Annotated in this window: 15 protein-coding genes; 5 read left to right on the top strand and 10 right to left on the bottom strand. The window is 70.9% G+C overall.

What is annotated here, in order from left to right; translation table 11 throughout:
- Positions 1-7 precede the first annotated feature (7 nt).
- The 3 genes from Sco07f_RS03305 to Sco07f_RS03295 all read left to right on the top strand — a co-directional run bounded on the left by Sco07f_RS03305 (position 8) and on the right by Sco07f_RS03295 (position 2,600).
- Positions 8-1,420: a coiled-coil domain-containing protein gene (locus Sco07f_RS03305; RefSeq protein WP_042826060.1), complete on the top strand. Its 1,413-nt coding sequence runs from the start codon at positions 8-10 to the stop codon at positions 1,418-1,420.
- Positions 1,421-1,472: 52 nt separating this feature from the next.
- Positions 1,473-1,691, top strand: a complete 219-nt coding sequence (locus Sco07f_RS03300; protein WP_108987080.1) for an FmdB family zinc ribbon protein — start codon at positions 1,473-1,475, stop codon at positions 1,689-1,691.
- 159 nt (positions 1,692-1,850) lie between these two features.
- Positions 1,851-2,600 (top strand): DedA family protein, encoded by a 750-nt coding sequence (locus Sco07f_RS03295; protein WP_054100617.1) that lies wholly within the window; start codon positions 1,851-1,853, stop codon positions 2,598-2,600.
- Here the strand turns inward: Sco07f_RS03295 and Sco07f_RS03290 are convergent.
- From Sco07f_RS03290 to Sco07f_RS03280, 3 genes are all read right to left on the bottom strand, one after another.
- Positions 2,518-3,330 carry an HAD family hydrolase gene (locus Sco07f_RS03290; RefSeq protein ID WP_108986877.1) on the bottom strand — a complete coding sequence of 271 codons (813 nt, stop codon included), beginning with the start codon at positions 3,328-3,330 and terminating at the stop codon, positions 2,518-2,520. The genes Sco07f_RS03295 and Sco07f_RS03290 overlap by 83 nt on opposite strands.
- The gene (locus Sco07f_RS03285) at positions 3,330-5,909 is read right to left on the bottom strand and encodes a phosphoribosyltransferase (RefSeq protein ID WP_108986876.1); all 2,580 of its coding nucleotides are present in this window, start codon (positions 5,907-5,909) and stop codon (positions 3,330-3,332) included. The genes Sco07f_RS03290 and Sco07f_RS03285 overlap by 1 nt, the downstream gene beginning before the upstream one ends.
- Before the next feature lie 78 nt (positions 5,910-5,987).
- Complete coding sequence (locus tag Sco07f_RS03280) at positions 5,988-7,154, bottom strand: HpcH/HpaI aldolase/citrate lyase family protein (protein ID WP_007449184.1); 1,167 nt, start codon at positions 7,152-7,154, stop codon at positions 5,988-5,990.
- 208 nt (positions 7,155-7,362) lie between these two features.
- Here Sco07f_RS03280 and Sco07f_RS03275 point away from each other — a divergent pair, with 208 nt between their 5' ends.
- On the top strand, positions 7,363-8,280 hold the full coding sequence (locus Sco07f_RS03275) for a TerD family protein (protein WP_054100614.1): 918 nt from the start codon (positions 7,363-7,365) through the stop codon (positions 8,278-8,280).
- 93 nt (positions 8,281-8,373) lie between these two features.
- Here the strand turns inward: Sco07f_RS03275 and Sco07f_RS03270 are convergent, their stop codons facing one another.
- From Sco07f_RS03270 to Sco07f_RS03245, 6 genes are all read right to left on the bottom strand, one after another.
- Complete coding sequence (locus Sco07f_RS03270; RefSeq protein ID WP_108986875.1) at positions 8,374-9,111, bottom strand: TerD family protein; 738 nt, start codon at positions 9,109-9,111, stop codon at positions 8,374-8,376.
- 151 nt (positions 9,112-9,262) lie between these two features.
- Complete coding sequence (locus tag Sco07f_RS03265; RefSeq protein WP_087791107.1) at positions 9,263-10,405, bottom strand: DUF475 domain-containing protein; 1,143 nt, start codon at positions 10,403-10,405, stop codon at positions 9,263-9,265.
- Between the two features lie 49 nt (positions 10,406-10,454).
- On the bottom strand, positions 10,455-11,030 hold the full coding sequence (locus tag Sco07f_RS03260) for a TerD family protein (RefSeq protein ID WP_087791106.1): 576 nt from the start codon (positions 11,028-11,030) through the stop codon (positions 10,455-10,457).
- Positions 11,031-11,184: 154 nt separating this feature from the next.
- Positions 11,185-11,760, bottom strand: coding sequence for a calcium homeostasis/redox stress adaptation protein (locus tag Sco07f_RS03255; RefSeq protein ID WP_003976436.1), 576 nt, complete (start codon positions 11,758-11,760; stop codon positions 11,185-11,187).
- Between the two features lie 165 nt (positions 11,761-11,925).
- Positions 11,926-12,384, bottom strand: a complete 459-nt coding sequence (locus Sco07f_RS03250) for a peroxiredoxin (protein WP_054100613.1) — start codon at positions 12,382-12,384, stop codon at positions 11,926-11,928.
- Between the two features lie 130 nt (positions 12,385-12,514).
- On the bottom strand, positions 12,515-12,952 hold the full coding sequence (locus Sco07f_RS03245; RefSeq protein WP_007449195.1) for a DUF3052 domain-containing protein: 438 nt from the start codon (positions 12,950-12,952) through the stop codon (positions 12,515-12,517).
- Between the two features lie 409 nt (positions 12,953-13,361).
- On the opposite strand from Sco07f_RS03245, the gene aceE reads away from it, so the two are divergent.
- Positions 13,362-16,118, top strand: coding sequence for a pyruvate dehydrogenase (acetyl-transferring), homodimeric type (aceE, locus tag Sco07f_RS03235; protein ID WP_054100612.1), 2,757 nt, complete (start codon positions 13,362-13,364; stop codon positions 16,116-16,118).
- A 462-nt stretch (positions 16,119-16,580) separates the two neighbouring features.
- Here the strand turns inward: aceE and Sco07f_RS03225 are convergent, their stop codons facing one another.
- Positions 16,581-18,191 (bottom strand): MFS transporter, encoded by a 1,611-nt coding sequence (locus tag Sco07f_RS03225; RefSeq protein ID WP_007449196.1) that lies wholly within the window; start codon positions 18,189-18,191, stop codon positions 16,581-16,583.
- Positions 18,192-18,235 lie beyond the last annotated feature (44 nt).

Here is an 18,235-nt window from a genome sequence, read left to right as displayed (position 1 = left end):
GAGTGATGTGACGGCGACGCCATCGCAGCCGTACTCGCCGATGGCGGTGCGCGCCCAGCGCCCACCGCGCCGCTCCCACCGCTCCCGTCCCCGGGCGCCCCGGCCGGTCCGTGACGCGCTCGCCCTGATGGGCCTGCCCCTGCTCGCCGTGCTGGCCCTGCCCGCCGCGTTCGCCGGGGGCGGTACCCGCCGCTGGTTCGGCGGGCGGGCCGAGAGCCAGCGGGCCGAGGCCCAGACCGCCAAGGACGACGCGGCCGCCGCCTTCTACGAGCTGGACACCGCCCAGCGGGACCTGCGGATCTCCATAGAGACGATCGCGGCGGTCGACTCCTCCCCCGCCGCCCGGCGCGCGGTCACCGACTTCGAGGCCCTCGGCCGGCGCATCGACGAGGTCAGCCACCAGTACATCAGTGCCGTCGACGCCCACGACCTGGACCGGGACGACCTGGAGGCGTCGGCCGCCGCGCACGCCCGCGGCGAACTGACCGCGGCCAGGACCGAGCTGGGCCGGGTCAAGCAGGAACTGGACCGCTTCGCCGAGGGGCTCGGCCCCCTCCTCGGCAAGGCCGAGACCCAGCTGGCGCGGCTGGCCCCCGCCGTGGAGCGCGCCCGGCAGGCCCTGCTCGCCGCCTCCGACGCCCTGGACTCCGCGCGCGGATCCGGTCTGAAGGCGGACGACCTCGCCACCCGTCTCGCCCGTCTCGGCCCGGAGCTGACCCGGCTGAACCAGGGCGCGGGACAGCACGGAGTGCCCCAGACCCTCGAGCGCGCCGAGCGGGTCACCCGGGAGGCCGAGGCGGTCCGCGCCGAGGCGGAACGGCTGCCCGAGCGCGCCGCCGAGACCGGCCACCGGCTGGTCTCCCTGCGCACCCGCGCCCAGGCCCTGACCACCCGCACCGGACAGGTCGAGCCGGTCCTCAGCGAGCTGCGCCGGCGCTTCACGGCCGCTTGCTGGCAGGACCTCCAGCACGTGCCGGAGCAGGCCACCGAGTCGGTCCGGCAGGCCGAGCAGAAGCTGGCCGAGGCGCAGGCCGCCCGCGACGAGCAGCGCTGGCCCGACGCCACCGCCCTGCTGTCGACGGTGCGGGCGCTGCTGAACTCGACCGACGAGGCCGTCTCGGCGGCCGGCGACCGGCTGCGGCAGCTCAACGCCGTGCAGAAGGACCCGCAGCAGGAGATCGAACGCACCCGCTTCGCCATCCGCGACGCCCAGCGCCTGGCCATGGCCGGCCGCAACACCCCCGAGCCACGCCACGCGCGCCCGCTGGACGAGGCCGTGGCCCGGCTGGAGCGGGCGGTCACCACGCTGGAGGGGCGGCACCCCGACTACTGGCACTTCCTGACGGAGACGGAGGCGGTCCGGCAGGCGGTGGCCCAGGTGGTCACCCGGATCCGCGAGGAGCGCGGGGCCGGTCAGTGATCGCCCGGGACGACCGGGTCCGCCGGCCGGCCGTGCCGGTTAACCTGTGCGCATGCCTCGCTACGAGTACCGCTGCCGGACCTGCGGCGACACCTTCGAACTGAGCCGTCCCATGGCCGAGTCCTCCGCTCCCGCCGCCTGCCCGGCGGGTCACGGCGACACGGTGAAGCTGCTGTCGACGGTCGCGGTCGGCGGCTCGGCCTCCGCGTCCGCGCCGGCGCCCTCGTCGGGTGGCGGCGGAGGCTGCTGCGGCGGGGGCTGCTGCGGCTGAGCCTGCCGCGACGGGCTGCCCGCTCCCCCGGCCGCATGATCCCGGCACGGCGAGGAACCCGCGGAGGAAGGCGTCCGCAGCGGACAGCGAAGGGAGCCGCAGTGTGCCCCGTGCCCTTCCTCAGGATCCCTTCAGCCGCGGTTTCCTAGCGTGGGCGTCATGACAGCCATCGCAGCGCAGCCGGCCGCGGACAGCGGCGCGGGCCCGCAGTGGATCAACGACCTCATGGACGCCCTCGGCGCACCGGGTGCCGGTCTCGCCATCGCTCTGGAGAATCTCTTCCCTCCGCTGCCGAGCGAGGTGATCCTGCCGCTGGCCGGGTTCGCCGCGAGCTCCGGCCGGATGAACCTGATCGCCGTCCTGCTGTGGACGACGGCGGGTTCGGTGATCGGCGCGCTCGCCCTGTACGGGATCGGTGCGCTGCTCGGCCGGGACCGCACGGTGGCGATGGCGGGGAAGCTGCCGCTGGTGAAGGTGTCCGACATCGAGAAGACGGAGGCGTGGTTCCTCAAGCACGGGACGAAGGCCGTGTTCTTCGGCCGGATGATCCCCATCTTCCGCAGCCTGATCTCCGTCCCGGCGGGTGTCGAACGGATGCGGCTGCCCGTCTTCCTCGCCCTGACGACGCTGGGCAGCGCGATCTGGAACACCGTCTTCGTCCTGGCCGGCTATGCGCTGGGGGACAACTGGTCCGACGTCTCGGGGATCGCGTCGACCTACTCGAAGGTGATCCTGGCCGCGGCCGCCCTCGCCCTGCTGGTCTTCGTCGTCATGCGTCTGCTGCGTCCGGGCGCCGGCCACCGCAGGCGGGGCCCGGACGACAGGTTCAGCGAGCCGGGCTCGCCGCGCGCAGGAACTCCCGGAGGATCCGCTCACCGGCCAGGACGCCGCGCTCGGGCAAAGCGCTGATCGTCGGGGCCGTCCACCCGGAGTCGGCCAGTTCGCCGTGGCCCGGGCGCCAGCCCCGGTCGGCGGCGAGCAGCAGGTCGGCGTCGAGGAGCGAGTCGCCCGCGGCGAGGGTGAGTTCGGCGCCGGTGCGGCGCGCGACCTCGCGCACGGCGGCGCTCTTGGTGAGCGGCTTGGGCACGGCGTAGATCTTGCGGCCCTGGAGGGACACGGTCCAGCCGCGGTTCTCGGCCCACACGGCGAGTTCCTTCACCCAGTCCTGGGGCAGCAGGTCGCGTTCGACGACGAGGTAGGCGAAGAGGTCCTCGGCGACCCGGTGCTTGCGCACCCACAGCGGGTCGGCGGTGTTCGTCAGGTGGTCGCGGACCTCGGCCAGCGACGCGCATTCGTCGGCCAGCCGCGCGGTCACCCGGGCGTGCCAGGCGGGGTCGGAGACGCCGTCCACCAGCAGGTGGCCACCGTTGGCGCAGATCGCGTACTTCGGCGGCGGGCCGGGCAGGTTGATCCGCTGGTACTGCTTGCGGGTCCGGGTGGTGGCCGGCACGAAGAGCGCCGTGTCGCCGAGGTCGGTCAGCAACTGGGCGGCCGTCTCGGTCAGGTAGGACAGGGGTCTGCTCTCGTAGACCTCCACGCACAGCAGGCGGGGTGCCCGCAGGTCGGGCATGGTCAGTCCGAGGGCGGCCGCGGAGTAGATGAGCGTGCGGTCGAGGTCGCTGGCGACGAGCACCGGCATCAGAGGGTCACCGCCTTGCCGTCGGCGCCGGTGGCGCCCCGCGTGTACTGGGGGTGGATCAGCCCGACGCAGGTGTAGGGCAGGCCGTCGACCTCCTCCACGGGTACGCCCCGCTGCTCGGCCAGCAGCCGGACGTGGTCCAGGTCGGCGCCGGCGCCCGCCCGGGCCAGCACCTTCCACGGCACGCGGCGCAGCATCACCCGCGTGGTCTCGCCGACGCCGGGCTTGACGAGGTTCACGTCGTGGATGCCGTACTCCTCGCTGATGCGCTCGACGGCGGCCCAGCCCTCCCAGGTGGGGGTGCGGTCGGCGGAGAGGAGCTCCTTGGCGTGGGCGTCGACCGTGTCCGTGACCTCGGGGAAGCGGGCGGAGACGGCGTCGAGGAAGGCCGGTGACAGGTCGGCCCCGGCGAGTTCGCGGTAGAACTTCGCGCCGTGGAAGTCGTGCGGGCCGACCAGGTCGGCGCGGAGCACGGTGCGGGATATCAGGCCGGAGACGGTGGAGTTGAGGCAGGCCGAGGGGATGAGGAAGTCGTCCCGGGTGCCGTAGGTGCGTACGCAGGAGCCGGGGTCGGCCAGTACGGCGATCTCCGGGTCGAAGCCGGTGACGCCGTCGGAGGCCTCGAAGTCGCGCAGGGCGGCGGCTAGTTCGCGGGTGATGGCGCCCTTGCCGGTCCAGCCATCGACGAAGACGACGTCGGCGGGGTCGTGGTGGCCGGCCAGCCAGCGCAGGGCGTTGGCGTCGATGCCGCGCCCCCGGACGATCGACACCGCGTAGTGGGCGAGGTCGAGGCCGTGCCGGTACCGCGCCCAACGGCGCATCAGCACGCCGACGGGGGTGCCCGCGCGGGCGAGGGAGACCAGGACCGGGCGGGGCGAGCGCTCCGCGAGGACGATCTCGGTGACGGCGCCGACGGCGCGCGCCAGCCGGGCGGCGGACGCCTCCAGCGCCGCGTGGAACAGCTCCTGGTACTGCTCGCTGGGCTGGTACTCCACGGGCAGCGACTCGGCGTAGTGCGCGCCGCCGCTCTGGATCGCCTCCTCGCGCTCCTCGGTCGGCGCCTCCAGCGTCACGTCGGAGAGGTCCTGGAGCAGCCAGCCGACCTCTTCGGGCGCGTACGAGGAGAACGCGGGGCCGCGCAGCGGCTCGGGCAGCATGGAGGGCCTTTCGGGGGCTTGCGGGACGGGCGGGATGTCGGGGACGTCGGGGACGTACGACGGGACGACCGCGAGCAGGACGTGGGGGACGTGGGCGGCGAGCCGGGCGGCCAGCCCGTCCGGGGCGTGCAGCGCGGGGGTGTCGGCCGCCGAGTCGACGACGGCGACCACGGCGTCGAAACCGGCGCCCGCGACGTTGTAGGCGTAGCGCTCGCCGGGGCCGTCGGCCGGGTCGTCGTGCGCGGGGAAGACCAGGCGGGTGCGTATCGCGTAGCCGGGGTCGTCGACGGCGAGGACGGGAGAGCGGGTGGTGGTGGAGTAACGCACGTCGACGTCGTCGCCGGCGGCCTGCTCCAGCGCCCGGGCCAGGCGGAGCGGGGCGTACATCAGCTCCTCGAAGCCGAGGACGAGCACCCGCCGGGCGCCGGCGGGCAGCGCCTCGGCGATCCGGGCGGCCATGGCGGGGAGGGCGGCTTCGAGGCGGACCCGGTGGGCGGCGGTGAAGCCGTGCCGGCCACCGTCGGGAAGACCGGCGGGCCAGCGCAGGTCCACGGGGGTGGCGTGGGGGCGGGTGCGGTGGTCGTGTGCGGGGCCGACGACGCCCTCCAGGGGCGTGGGGAACTGCGCGACCGGCCACGACGGCGCCGCGGACGGCCGACCACCGGCCTGCGCGCTGTCCGCCTCGTACCGCGTCACCAGGGCCTGCCCCTTCTCCAGCACCCCGTCGGGGAGCCGCACCGTCCCCGAGGCCGCCGCTACGAGATCCACCCGCGCGCCGATCTCCCGCGCGAACTCCTCGAGGCGCCCCGCGTCCGCCGCCGACCGCATGTCCACCAGGGCGACCACCACGTACCGCTCCCGCGGATAACGCTCGTGGAGATCGCGCACGGTGTTCAGCACCGTGTTCCCCGTGGAGAACTCGTCGTCGACGAGGACCAGCGGCCCGTCCCCGGCCAGCAGCGCGGGGTCCTCCGGCAGCAGGAGGTGGGAGGTCGCGTGCGAGTGGGACTCCTCGAAGCCGCCCGCCCGGGCGACTCCGGCGACCGGACGGCGGGTGGAGTGCAGGTACGGGGCGGGGCCCAGGCCGTCGGCGACGGAGTGGCCGAGTCCGGTGGCGGTCTCCGCGTAGCCGAGGACGACCGCGCGTTCGGCCGCGTCCGCGCCGAGCAGCTCGCGGACCCGCCGGCCGAGGGCGACGCCGTGCCCGTACACGACGGAGGGCGACTGCGGGACGTGTTTGCCGAGCACGTTGGAGACGAGCAGGTGCGCCCGCTTGGGGTTGCGGCGCAGGGCGAGCCCCAGCAGGCCGGTCAGCGCCTCGTCGCCGGCGAGTTCGACGCCGAGCCGCTCGGCGACCCAGCTGCCGGACCAGACTCCGACGGGCTCTTCGGCGTGCGCTTCGGCGTGCGCCCTCTCGGTCATGTACTCGTGCCTCCCGTTGTCCGCCGCGGCGTGCGCCCGGCGTCGGTCATGGATCGCTTGGGTCCGGTCACCCGGCGTTCAGTCGGACAGGCCGGCGGCGAGCAGTTCCACGAAGCCGATGTCCTCGTTCGCCACCCCGAAGACCTCGGCGCGCAGCAGGGTCCGCTCGGCCCAGGCGCGATGGGGCTTCACCTCGTTCATCTTGTTGGTGTAGGCGGACCTCATCACGCCCCCGCCGCCCCGTTCGGGCCGCAGGATGTCCTGGGCGTCGCTGTACTCCTCGTGGCTGACCACGGACAGCGCGTGCACGGGGAGCACGTGCGAGGGGTGGATGCAGGTCTTGCCCAGCAGGCCGTTGGCCCGGTCCAGGGAGATCTCGCGCAGCAGGCCGTCCATCGAGTGCTCGATGAGCTTCTGGCGCAGTTCGACGGCCTGTCCCTCGAGGAAGGGGCTCTGCCGCAGCTGCGGTTTGAACATGCGCTCCTGGACGCGGAAGTACTCCCACACGGGTCCGGTCACCGTGAAGCCGGTGCCGTCGGCGCGGGCGAGCATGTTCACCACGTCGGCGATCACGGAGGCGACGATCTGGACGTCGTAGGCCGTCATGTCGGGGCCTCTGCGCAGCCCGTAGGAGGAGCAGAAGTCGGTCACGCCGAGCCGCAGGGCGAGGACGCGGTCCCGGTACTTGTCGACCGCGCGGAAGATTCCCTCCAGCGTCTGCACCCGGGTCTCCCGGTAGAGCAGGTCGGGGGACTCGAGCACCGGCATGGCGAAGAGCCTGCGGCCGCTGGTGGCCTCGGCCGCGGCGAGCGCCTCCAGGAAGGGCATGCCGCGTTCCTCGGTGAACTTCGGCAGTACGAATCCGGACAGCAGCCGCACGGCGGGGCCCAGGCGATGGACGAGGTCCGGTATCTGCTCGGGGGTGCGGACCCGGATGAACAGGAGGGGCAGGTCGACGCCGGAACGTTCCGCCAGGTCCGTGAGCCGGCGGACGAGGTTCTCCTCGCCGAAGGGCACGTCGGCGTCGTCGATCGAGTCCTCCAGGCACAGCACCATCGACACCAGACCGCGGGCACCCTGCTTCAGGATGTCGTCGGCGAGGCTCGGCCGGGTGGCCGGGCTGTAGAGCGTGGCGCCCAGGGCCGCGGACAGCAGCCGGGCCGGGGAGTCCGCCGTGAAGGAGCACGGCTCCTGATGGAAGAGACGCTTCCGCACATCAGGGGCTATCTGTCCGAAGTGACGCATTTAAACTCCCCCGTGGTGTCTGGGCAACCTGTTGAGCGGCGAAAGGTGGCCGGTAATAGTACGTACGTATCCGTGTCGGAGGTTCCCACCGGGCATGAATTCCAGGTAACCCGGCCGTGTCGGTGACGGCGAGCCGGGGCGGGCGGACACGGGCCGAGTACCCGCCCCCGCGTTGTCGTGACCAGGACCGAGAGGGCAGGATGACGGCATGACGCACGCGATGCTGAAGGGGTCGAACGTCCCGCTGCAAGCCACCACGGTACGCGCCGTGCTGCGCTGGACTCCCGGGCAGGGGGTCCCCGACGTCGACGCCTCCGCGCTGCTGCTGGGGCCGGACGACCGTGTGCGTTCCGACGAGGACTTCGTCTTCTACAACCAGCCCCGGCACCCGTCCGGCCAGGTCTGGCGGCTCGGCAAGAAGCGGGTCGCCGAGGGGCTGACCGACACGATCCAGACAGACCTCTCGGGGGTCGAGCCCTCCGTGGGCCGGATCCTGCTGGTCGCCTCGGCGGACGGGGTCGCCTTCGACCGGGTCACGTCGCTGCGCATCCTGCTGTACGACGCCGCGGCCGCCGACGCGGAACCGCTGGCGTACTTCGACGTCAAGCCGGAGACGGGCCAGGAGACGGCGCTGATCTGCGGCGAGCTGTACCGGCGCGGGGAGGGCTGGAAGTTCCGGGCGCTGGGCGAGGGCTACTCCAACGGGCTCAAGGGCCTGGCGACCGACTTCGGCATCTCGGTGGACGAGTCGGAGGGCGCGGACGATCCCATGTCGGCCCCCCGGCCCGACCCGGCCCCGCCGGCCCCCGCCCAGTCCCAGTCCACGCCCGACCCGTCCGTGTCGGCCCCGCCGGTGGTCGGTCCCGACCAGCCGACGGCGGTGCAGCCCCTGCCGGAGGTCTCCCGGCCGCTGCCGCCCGAGCAGCCCGCCGGCGTACCGGCGCAGCCCGCCTACGGCTATCCGCAGCAGCCGGCGGCCCAGCCCGCCTACGGGTACCCGCAGGCGCCCGCAGCGGCCGGGGTCACCGGGGCGCAGTCCGGGTACGGCTATCCGCAGCCGGTCACCGGGGCGCCCGACCCGGACTTCCGGCTGCCCCCGCAGGGGCCGCAGTTCCTCGGCCGCTAGTCGCCGCGGAGGGGCCGCACGGCCGCGGGACGCGCAGGGGCCCGGGTACCGGCTCAGTGGTCCGGGTACCGGCTCAGTGGTCCGGGTACGGGCTCAGCGGTCCGCCTTGCTCTTGTGCCCCCGGCCCCACTGGAGGCCCCACCCGTACAGCCGGTCCAGTTCGCCCTGGAAGCCGTACACGAACTTCACCTCGCGGCGGACGATGATCTCGTCCTTGACGTTCTCGAGCATCACCACGGCGCACGACCGGGCCTGCGGATGGCGCTCGTCGAGGCCGATCTCGATGCGGGGGCCGTTGCTCGGGTAGAGCGTGACGACTGCGTGCGTCCGGTCGAAGGCCGGGGTCTGGTCGTAGATGTAGGCGAAGAGCAGCAGGCGCTTGATGGCGTTTTTGTGGTCGAGGTTGATGTACAGCGTCTCGCCGGAGGCCGAGCCGAAGCGGTCGTCGCCGCTGAGCTTGACGTAGGGCGGGGCGTTGACGTCGCCCAGGAAGCCGCCGAGCGGCTGGACCACCCCGCGGGTGCCGTCCTGGAGTTCGTAGAGGCAGCCGAGGTCGAGGTCGACGTTGACCATGCTCTGGCTGTGGCCGACGACCTCGGGGGGCTTGAGCGCCTTGAAGGGGTGCCGCAGCAGGCTCTCCCGCTGGACGCCCGAGATGTCGGAGGTCCGCATCCGCCAGGAGAGGTTGACGCGGAGATTGCCGGTGGCCGCTCCCTGCTTGGTCAGGGAGACCTGGCTGTGCCGTTTGGTCAGCTGTATGGAGTTGGTCGCCGCGCTGCCCGAGTCGAACTCGGACTCGCGGCCGCGCCACAGCCCGTCCAAGAAGCCCATTCCCGCCCCACCTTCGCGTCACCGCCGACGGGGCGGCCCCGAGGAGTCGTCCTCGTCGGCCGCCCCGCTCAGAGCGTTCCTCGTCCGGGCCGGGTTCACACCAGGGGCATGGGCGCACCGGGAGCGCGTCCCGGCCCGGAGATCAAGGGTTTCACACCCCGGAGGAGACCTCCGCCTTCTCCTGGTCGCCGCCTCCGCCGGCCGCCGCCAGTGCGCGGTTGCGGCGCACCGAGGACCAGAAGGACCAGCCGATCAGGATGACACCGACGAGGCCGGTGATGATCTCGTGGATCTGGTACTGGATGGTGACCAGCAGGATGAGGGCCAGGGCGCCGATGGCGTAGTGGGCGCCGTGCTCCAGGTAGACGTAGTCGTCGAGGGTGCCCTGGCGGACCAGGTAAACCGTCAGCGAACGGACGTACATGGCGCCGATGCCGAGGCCCAGGGCCATCAGGACGATGTCGTTGGTGATGGCGAAGGCGCCGATGACGCCGTCGAAGGAGAACGACGCGTCCAGGACCTCCAGGTAGAGGAACATGAAGAACGCGGCCTTGCCCGCCAGCTTGACGGCCGACTTGGGCTTCCCGGCGCGTTCCGCCGCCTCTTCCTCCTCGTGCTCGCGTTCCTCCTCCTCTTCGAGTTTGTCCTCGAAGTAGCCGGAGAGGCCACCGACGATCATGTAGGTGATCAGGCCGGCGATGCCCGCGAGCAGGACGGTCTCCGCCTTGTCGGCGTGTGCGCCCCCGTGCTGATGGGCATGGGCGCCGAAGGTGATGGCGGAGACCAGCAGCACGATCAGGGCGATGCAGACCGACAGCATGTCGACCTTGCCGAGCTTGGCCAGCGGACGCTCCAGCCAGGCCAGCCACTTGATGTCCCGGTCCTCGAAGATGAAGTCAAGGAAGATCATCAGAAGGAACATGCCACCGAAGGCGGCGATCGACGGATGGGCGTCCGTCACCAGCTCCTGATAGCGGTCCTTGTCGGTGAGCGCGAGGTCGACGGCCTCGATCGGTCCGAGCTGGGCGCTGATCGCCACGATCACGACCGGGAACACCAGACGCATGCCGAACACCGCGATGAGGATGCCGATGGTGAGGAAGATCTTCTGCCAGAAGGCATTCATCTTCTTCAGGATCCCGGCGTTGACCACCGCGTTGTCGAAGGACAGCGAGATCTCCAGGATGGAGAGGATCGCGACGATGCCGAAGGCGGTCCACCCCCCGTAGAAGACCGCCGCGACCAGGCCGAGCGCGGTGACCGCGAACGACCAGCCGAAGGTTTTCAGAAGCACTGGCTACCCAATCGTGTGTGTACGGGGCTCCCCCGCGCCGTACTCGGCTTTACGAAACGTTGACTCCGAAGTCTAGAGCGATGCCGCGAAGCCCCGACGCGTACCCCTGCCCCACTGCACGGAACTTCCACTCGCCCTGGTAGCGGTAGAGCTCGCCGAAGATCATCGCGGTCTCCGTGGAGGCGTCCTCGCTGAGGTCGTAGCGGGCCAGTTCCTGGCCGTCGGCCTGGTTGACGACCCGGATGAAGGCGTTGCTGACCTGGCCGAAGGCCTGGCCGCGCTCGTCGGCCATGTGGATGGAGACCGGGAAGACGATCTTGTCGCAGTGCGCCGGCACCCTGGCGAGGTCGACCAGCAGCGACTCGTCGTCGCCGTCGCCCTCACCGGTGAGGTTGTCGCCGGTGTGCTCGATCGAGCCGTCCGGGCTCTTGAGCTGGTTGTAGAACACGAACCACTCGTCGCCGAGCACCCGGCCGCCGCCGCACACGAGTGCGCTCGCGTCGAGGTCGAAGGGTGCTCCGGTGGTGGAACGCGCGTCCCAGCCGAGCCCGACCAGTACCTGTGTGAGGTTCGGTGCGGCCTTGGACAGGGAGACGTTGCCGCCCTTGGCAAGCGTGACGCCCATGGTGATGGTCCCTCCCCGGGTGATGGTTCTTGGGTTTCCTGCGCGTCCGGCGCCGCACGTAAACCGTGCGGCGCCGGACGTGTCGAGACCGTGCCTCGCCGGACGATCGAGGCCGTCGTCCCGGCCGTTCAGTCGGTCGGTCGCCCAGACCCGCTCAGACGTTGACGCCGAAGTCCTGGGCGATGCCGCGCAGGCCCGAGGCGTAGCCCTGGCCGATGGCGCGGAACTTCCACTCCGCGCCGTGGCGGTACAGCTCGCCGAAGACCATGGCGGTCTCCGTGGAGGCGTCCTCGCTCAGGTCGTAGCGGGCGATCTCGGCCTCGCCGGCCTGGTTGACGACGCGGATGAACGCGTTGCGCACCTGGCCGAAGGACTGCTGGCGGTTCTCGGCGTCGTAGATCGAGACCGGGAAGACGATCTTCTCGATGTCGGCGGGGACCGTGGCGAGGTTGATCTTGATCTGCTCGTCGTCGCCCTCGCCCTCACCGGTGATGTTGTCGCCGGTGTGCTCGACCGATCCGTCCGGGCTCTTCAGGTTGTTGAAGAAGATGAAGTGCGCGTCGCTCGCGACCTTGCCGCCGCTGTTCAGCAGCAGCGCGCTGGCGTCGAGGTCGAAGTCGGTGCCGGTCGTGGTGCGGATGTCCCACCCCAGACCGACGATGACCGCGGTCAGGCCGGGGGCCTCCTTGGTCAGCGATACGTTGCCGCCCTTGCTGAGGCTGACTCCCACGAGTCCTCCATTGGTGTCCAGGGGCGGGGTGCCCCGTAGTGCGTGGATATCGGATCAACGAGTCGATCCTAGTGACGGGTTCCCGCCCCCCGCAGTCCCCGGAGCCGACAAATCACGTGGTGTCGGCACCCGGGGCCGGTACCCGGCGTCGGCGCCGGGCGCCGGTCACAGGGAGTCGAGCGCCTTCACGTACTCGGTCAGGTCACGGGCGTCGGGCAGACCGTTGACCACGGTCCAGCGCACGACGCCCTCCTGGTCGATGACGAAGGTGCCGCGGACCGCGCAGCCCTTGTCCTCGTCGAAGACGCCGTAGGCGCGCGAGACGTTGCCGTGCGGCCAGAAGTCGGAGAGCAGCGGGTACTCCAGGCCCTCCTGCTCGGCGAAGACGCGCAGGGTGTGGATGGAGTCGTTGGACACGGCGAGCACCTGGGTGTCCCGGTCGGAGAACTGCGGCAGGTTGTCGCGCACCTCGCACAGCTCGCCCGTGCACACGCCGGTGAAGGCGAAGGGGTAGAAGAGCAGCACGACGTTCTTGCGGCCGCGGAACTCGGACAGCCGGACGGTCGCGCCGTGGTTGTCCTTGAGTTCGAAGTCGGGGGCCTTGTCGCCGACCTGGATCGCCATGTCCCGTACATCCCTTCCGAGGGTGGTTCGCTGGGAACACCCTACGCAGGGACGGTCGCGGCCCGCGGACGGGCCGACAGCGGTCGGCTGCCGGCCCGTCCGGGGTCCGGTTCGTCGCGGAGCCCGGGGGCTACCGCTTGGACTTGGCGGCCTTCGGCGTCGCCAGCCGGCTGCCGCTCCAGTCCTTGCCGACGCTGACGCTCTTGGACGCCGTCAGTCCGGCGGTCGTCGAGGCTTCCGAGATGTCACTGGCCTCGACGTACCCGTCACGGCCGGTCTTCGGCGTGAGAAGGAGGATCGACCCGCCCTCTTCGATGTACGTGGTGGCATCCACCAGCGCATCCGTCAGGTCGCCGTCGTCGTCACGGAACCACAGCACGACGGCATCGGCCACGTCCTCGTAGTCCTCGTCCACCAGCTCGCCCTCGACGGCGCCCTCAATGGCCTCGCGGAGCTCCTGGTCGACGTCGTCGTCGTAGCCGATCTCCTGGACCACCTGCCCGGGCTGGAAACCCAGCCTGGCGGCAGGGTTCGTCCGCTCCTCCGCGTGGTCCGCGGTCGCGCTCACGGGTTGCCTCCTGATCATGTTTCGGTAGATGTCTTGTGGCCTCGCGCGTGCGCGAAGCTTGGCCGTAGTCCACACGGGCGGGACGGATCGCGCAAGTACCCGGCGTCCGGGACCGCCGAAACGGTGACGATCCCGGCCGTGTCGACGCAACTCCAGCCATGCCGTCCAGCCTGAAGGTGACGTACACCACACCTATCTGCCCCGTTTGCGTATTTGGGAACCATGTGTGGGTACGAGACTCGAATGAACGTGCCCCCGATTCTCACGGGAGAACCGGTTACCCCACGGTACAGATGACGATTGCCGCCGCGAGGTCCACGATGGGGAATCAGCGGGGCAATCGGCGCAGACACCCGGAAAGAAACCGAAAAAACACCGGAAAACGGCCCTCCGACAGCGAAGGAACAGCGTGGCTTCCGCATCCGATCGCAGTGATCGCAGTCCGATCATCATTGGCGGCCTCCCGAGTCAGGTTCCCGACTTCGATCCCGAGGAGACCCAGGAGTGGCTCGACTCGCTCGACGCCGCCGTCGACGAGCGCGGCCGGGAGCGGGCCCGGTACCTGATGCTGCGGCTGATCGAGCGGGCCCGCGAGAAGCGCGTGGCCGTGCCCGAGATGCGCAGCACGGACTACGTCAACACCATCCCGACCAAGAGCGAGCCGTTCTTCCCCGGCAACGAGGAGATCGAGCGCAAGATCCTCAACGCCACCCGCTGGAACGCGGCGGTGATGGTCTCGCGCGCGCAGCGGCCCGGCATCGGCGTCGGCGGTCACATCGCGACCTTCGCCTCCTCCGCCTCCCTGTACGACGTGGGCTTCAACCACTTCTTCCGGGGCAAGGACGAGGGCGACGGCGGTGACCAGGTCTTCTTCCAGGGGCACGCCTCGCCCGGCATCTACGCGCGCGCTTACCTGCTCGACCGGCTGAGCGAGGAGCACCTGGACGGCTTCCGCCAGGAGAAGTCCAAGGCGCCGAACGCGCTGTCGTCGTACCCGCATCCGCGGTCGATGCCGGACTTCTGGGAGTTCCCGACGGTCTCCATGGGCCTCGGTCCGATCGGCGCCATCTTCCAGGCGCGGATGAACCGTTACATGCACGCGCGCGGGATCGCGGACACGTCGCGTTCGCACGTGTGGGCCTACCTCGGCGACGGCGAGATGGACGAGCCGGAGTCGCTGGGCCAGTTGTCCATCGCCGCCCGCGAGGGCCTGGACAACCTGACCTTCGTGGTCAACTGCAACCTCCAGCGCCTGGACGGCCCGGTGCGCGGCAACGGCAAGATCATCCAGGAGCTGGAGTCGGTCTTCCGCGGCGCCGGCTGGAACGTGATCAAGCTGATCTGGGACCGCACCTGGGACCCGCTGCTGGCCCAGGACCGCGACGGCGTGCTGGTCAACCGCATGAACACGACCCCGGACGGCCAGTTCCAGACGTACGCCACCGAGTCCGGCGCCTACATCCGCGACCACTTCTTCGGCGACGACCACCGGCTGCGCAAGATGGTCGAGGACATGACCGACCAGCAGATCCTGCACCTGGGGCGCGGCGGCCACGACCACCGGAAGATCTACGCGGCGTACAAGGCGGCGCTGGAGCACAAGGGCCAGCCGACGGTCATCCTGGCCAAGACGATCAAGGGCTGGACGCTGGGTCCGAACTTCGAGGGCCGCAACGCCACGCACCAGATGAAGAAGCTGACGGTCGACGACCTCAAGCGCTTCCGCGACCGGCTGCACCTGCCGATCTCCGACAAGGAGCTGGAGTCCGGCCCGCCGCCGTACTACCACCCGGGCCGGGACACCGAGGAGATGCAGTACATGCACGACCGGCGCCTGGGCTGCGGCGGGTACGTGCCGACCCGGGTGGTGCGGTCGAAGCCGCTCGCGCTGCCGGACGACAAGACGTACGCGACCGTGAAGAAGGGGTCGGGTCAGCAGTCCATCGCGACGACGATGGCCTTTGTGCGGCTGCTGAAGGACCTCATGCGGGACAAGGAGATCGGCAGGCGGTTCGTGCTGATCGCGCCGGACGAGTACCGCACCTTCGGCATGGACTCGTTCTTCCCGAGCGCGAAGATCTACAACCCGCTCGGCCAGCAGTACGAGTCGGTGGACCGCGATCTGCTGCTCGCCTACAAGGAGGCGCCGAACGGGCAGATGCTGCACGACGGCATCTCCGAGGCGGGCTGCACGGCCTCGCTGATCGCGGCGGGCTCGGCCTACGCCACGCACGGCGAACCGCTCATCCCGGTCTACGTCTTCTACTCGATGTTCGGTTTCCAGCGCACCGGCGACCAGTTCTGGCAGATGGGCGACCAGTTGGCGCGCGGTTTCGTACTGGGCGCGACCGCGGGCCGTACGACCCTGACCGGTGAGGGCCTCCAGCACGCGGACGGACACTCGCAGCTGCTCGCCTCGACCAACCCGGCGTGCGTGGCGTACGACCCTGCCTTCGGGTTCGAGATCGCGCACATCGTCCAGGACGGCCTGCGCCGCATGTACGGCGGGGACGAGCAGCACCCGCACGGCGAGGACGTCTTCTACTACCTCACCGTCTACAACGAGCCCATCCGGCACCCGGCCGAGCCGGAGAACGTGGACGTCGAGGGCATCCTCAAGGGCGTGTACCGCTTCAGCGAGGGCACGGGCGGCTCCATCCCCGCGCAGATCATGGCGTCGGGCGTGGCCGTGCCGTGGGCGGTGGAGGCGCAGCGGATCCTCGCCGAGGAGTGGAACGTGCGCGCCGACGTCTGGTCGGCGACCTCCTGGAACGAGCTGCGGCGCGAGGCCGTGGACTGCGAGGAGCACAACCTGCTGCACCCCGAGGAGGAGCAGCGGGTGCCGTACGTGACGCGGAAGCTGGCGGGCGCGCAGGGGCCGTTCGTGGCGGTGTCCGACTGGATGCGGTCGGTGCCGGACCAGATCGCGCGGTGGGTGCCGGGGACGTACCAGTCGCTGGGCGCCGACGGGTTCGGCTTCGCCGACACGCGCGGGGCGGCGCGGCGCTTCTTCCACATCGACGCCGAGTCGATCGTGGTGGGCGTGCTGAGCGAGCTGGCGCGGGAGGGGAAGGTCGACCGGTCGGTGCTGAAGCAGGCGATCGACCGGTACCGGCTGCTCGACGTGACCGCGGCGGACCCGGGGGCGGCTGGCGGGGACGCGTAGTTTTCGTCACCCCTGTACCCCGTACCGCCTGCCGGGAGCCCAGGGACGGCACATGGCTCACCCCCGTCCGTCAGTGACGGGCGGGGGTGAGAACACCTGGGCGAAGGGTGACGCCGTGACCGAGTACGGACCGGCGGTTGCGAGCGTCGCGCGATCCTGCCCGGTCCATGACCACGTCCGGCCACGTGAGCGGGGGCACCTGCGCGATCCCTGTTCGAGGCTCGCCGTCAACGCCCTGAACTCCTTGTGGAGTTCGAGTACCCCCGTGCCGAGTGTCATGCCTGCTTCGAACATGCTGCCTGCGCGCCGCCCCCCTCCGGCAGCGCGCCGCAGCCGCACGCCCTCCGTGCCCTGCGGAGGACATGACCCACTGTGACCTGCGAGGTCTGGTGGAGGGGAGGGTTCGCGGCCCCTGTCACCCTGATGGACGAAACAGGGGGCCGGCGAACTCCGCGGGCCGGATCAGATGTGGCCCACGCCCGCGCCCGCGTCCGCGTTCTCACCGCGCTTGGTGAGGAAGGCGACGAAGACGGCCACGACCGCGACGCCTGCGGCGACGAGCGAGGCGAGGCTCATGCCGGAGATGAAGGTGTCGTGGGCGACGTCCGCGATCTTCCCGGCGACCTCGGCGGGGGTGCCCTCCGCCACCGGCGGGACGCCGACCCGGACCGCCTCGGAGGCCTGGTCCGCCTGCTCCGGCGTCAGCTCGGGCAGTCCCGCGTCCGCCCAGTTGCCCGGCAGGTCGCTGTCGACCTTGGAGGCCATCACGGCGCCCAGCACGGCCGTGCCGAGGCTGCCGCCGATCTGCATCGCGGCCTGCTGGAGTCCGCCGGCCACGCCCGAGAGCTCCATCGGCGCGTTGCCGACGATGACCTCGGTGGCGCCGACCATGACGGGCGCGAGGCCGAGGCCGAGCAGGGCGAACCAGATCGACATCAGACCGCTGCCGGTGTCCGTCTCCAGCGTCGAGATGCCGAACATGGCGACCGCGGTGCACACCATGCCGCCGGCCAGCGGGATGCGCGGGCCGACCTTGGTGATCATCGCGCCGGCCAGCGGAGAGGCGACGATCATCATGCCGGTGAGCGGCAGCAGGTGCAGACCGGCGTCGATCGGGCTCATGCCGTGGACGTTCTGCAGGTAGAAGGTGACGAAGAACAGACCGCCCATGAAGGCGATGGCCATCAGGACCATCAGGACCACACCGGCCGACAGCGGCACCGAGCGGAACATCGCCAGCGGGATCAGCGGCTCCTTCACCTTGGTCTCCCAGACGGAGAACAGGACGAAGCCCACCACCGACCCGGCGATGAACAGCCAGGTCTGCCCCGAACCCCAGCCCCACTCGGGGGCCTTGATCAGCGCCCAGACGAGGGCGAACATCGAGGCCGAGAGCAGCACGATGCCGAGGACGTCGAAGGAGCGCGGCGCGTTCTCGGCCCGGTGGTCCAGCAGGATCATCACGCCGAGCACGACGGCGACGATGCCCACCGGCACGTTGATGAAGAACACGGACTGCCAGCTGACGTGCTCGACCAGCACGCCGCCGAGGATCGGGCCGCCCGCGGTGGAGGCGCCGATGACCATGCCCCAGATGCCGATGGCCATGTTGAGCTTCTCGGCCGGGAAGGTGGCCCGCAGCAGGCCGAGCGCGGCCGGCATCAGCAGCGCGCCGAACAGGCCCTGGAAGACGCGGAAGATGATGACCGCGGAGATGCTGCCCGACAGCCCGATGGCGCCGGAGGAGACGGCGAAGCCCGCCACGCCGATGAGGAAGGTCTGCCGGTGGCCGAAGCGGTCACCGAGCTTGCCCGCGGTGATCAGCGCGACCGCGAGGGCGAGGAAGTATGCGTTGGTGATCCACTGGACGTCCGCGAGGCTCGCGTCCAGGTCGTCCTGGATGGCCGGGTTGGCGATCGCCACGATGGTGCCGTCCAGGGCCACCATCATGACCCCGACCGCGACGGTGACGAGAGTGACCCACGGATGGCCCCGCCATCCCTTGGCGGGCGCTGAACCCGCCGGGGTGCCGTCACCCGGTCCCGGCTTGTCGATGGTGGTCTGACTAGTCATACCGATGAGGCTAATGACAGCCGCTGACAGTTGACAAACCAATT

The sequence above is a fragment of the Streptomyces coelicoflavus genome (genome assembly GCF_003112555.1).
GTDB lineage: Bacteria > Actinomycetota > Actinomycetes > Streptomycetales > Streptomycetaceae > Streptomyces > Streptomyces coelicoflavus.
Note: the sequence above shows the minus strand (reverse complement) of the source record. Positions and strands in the feature narration are given on the sequence as shown.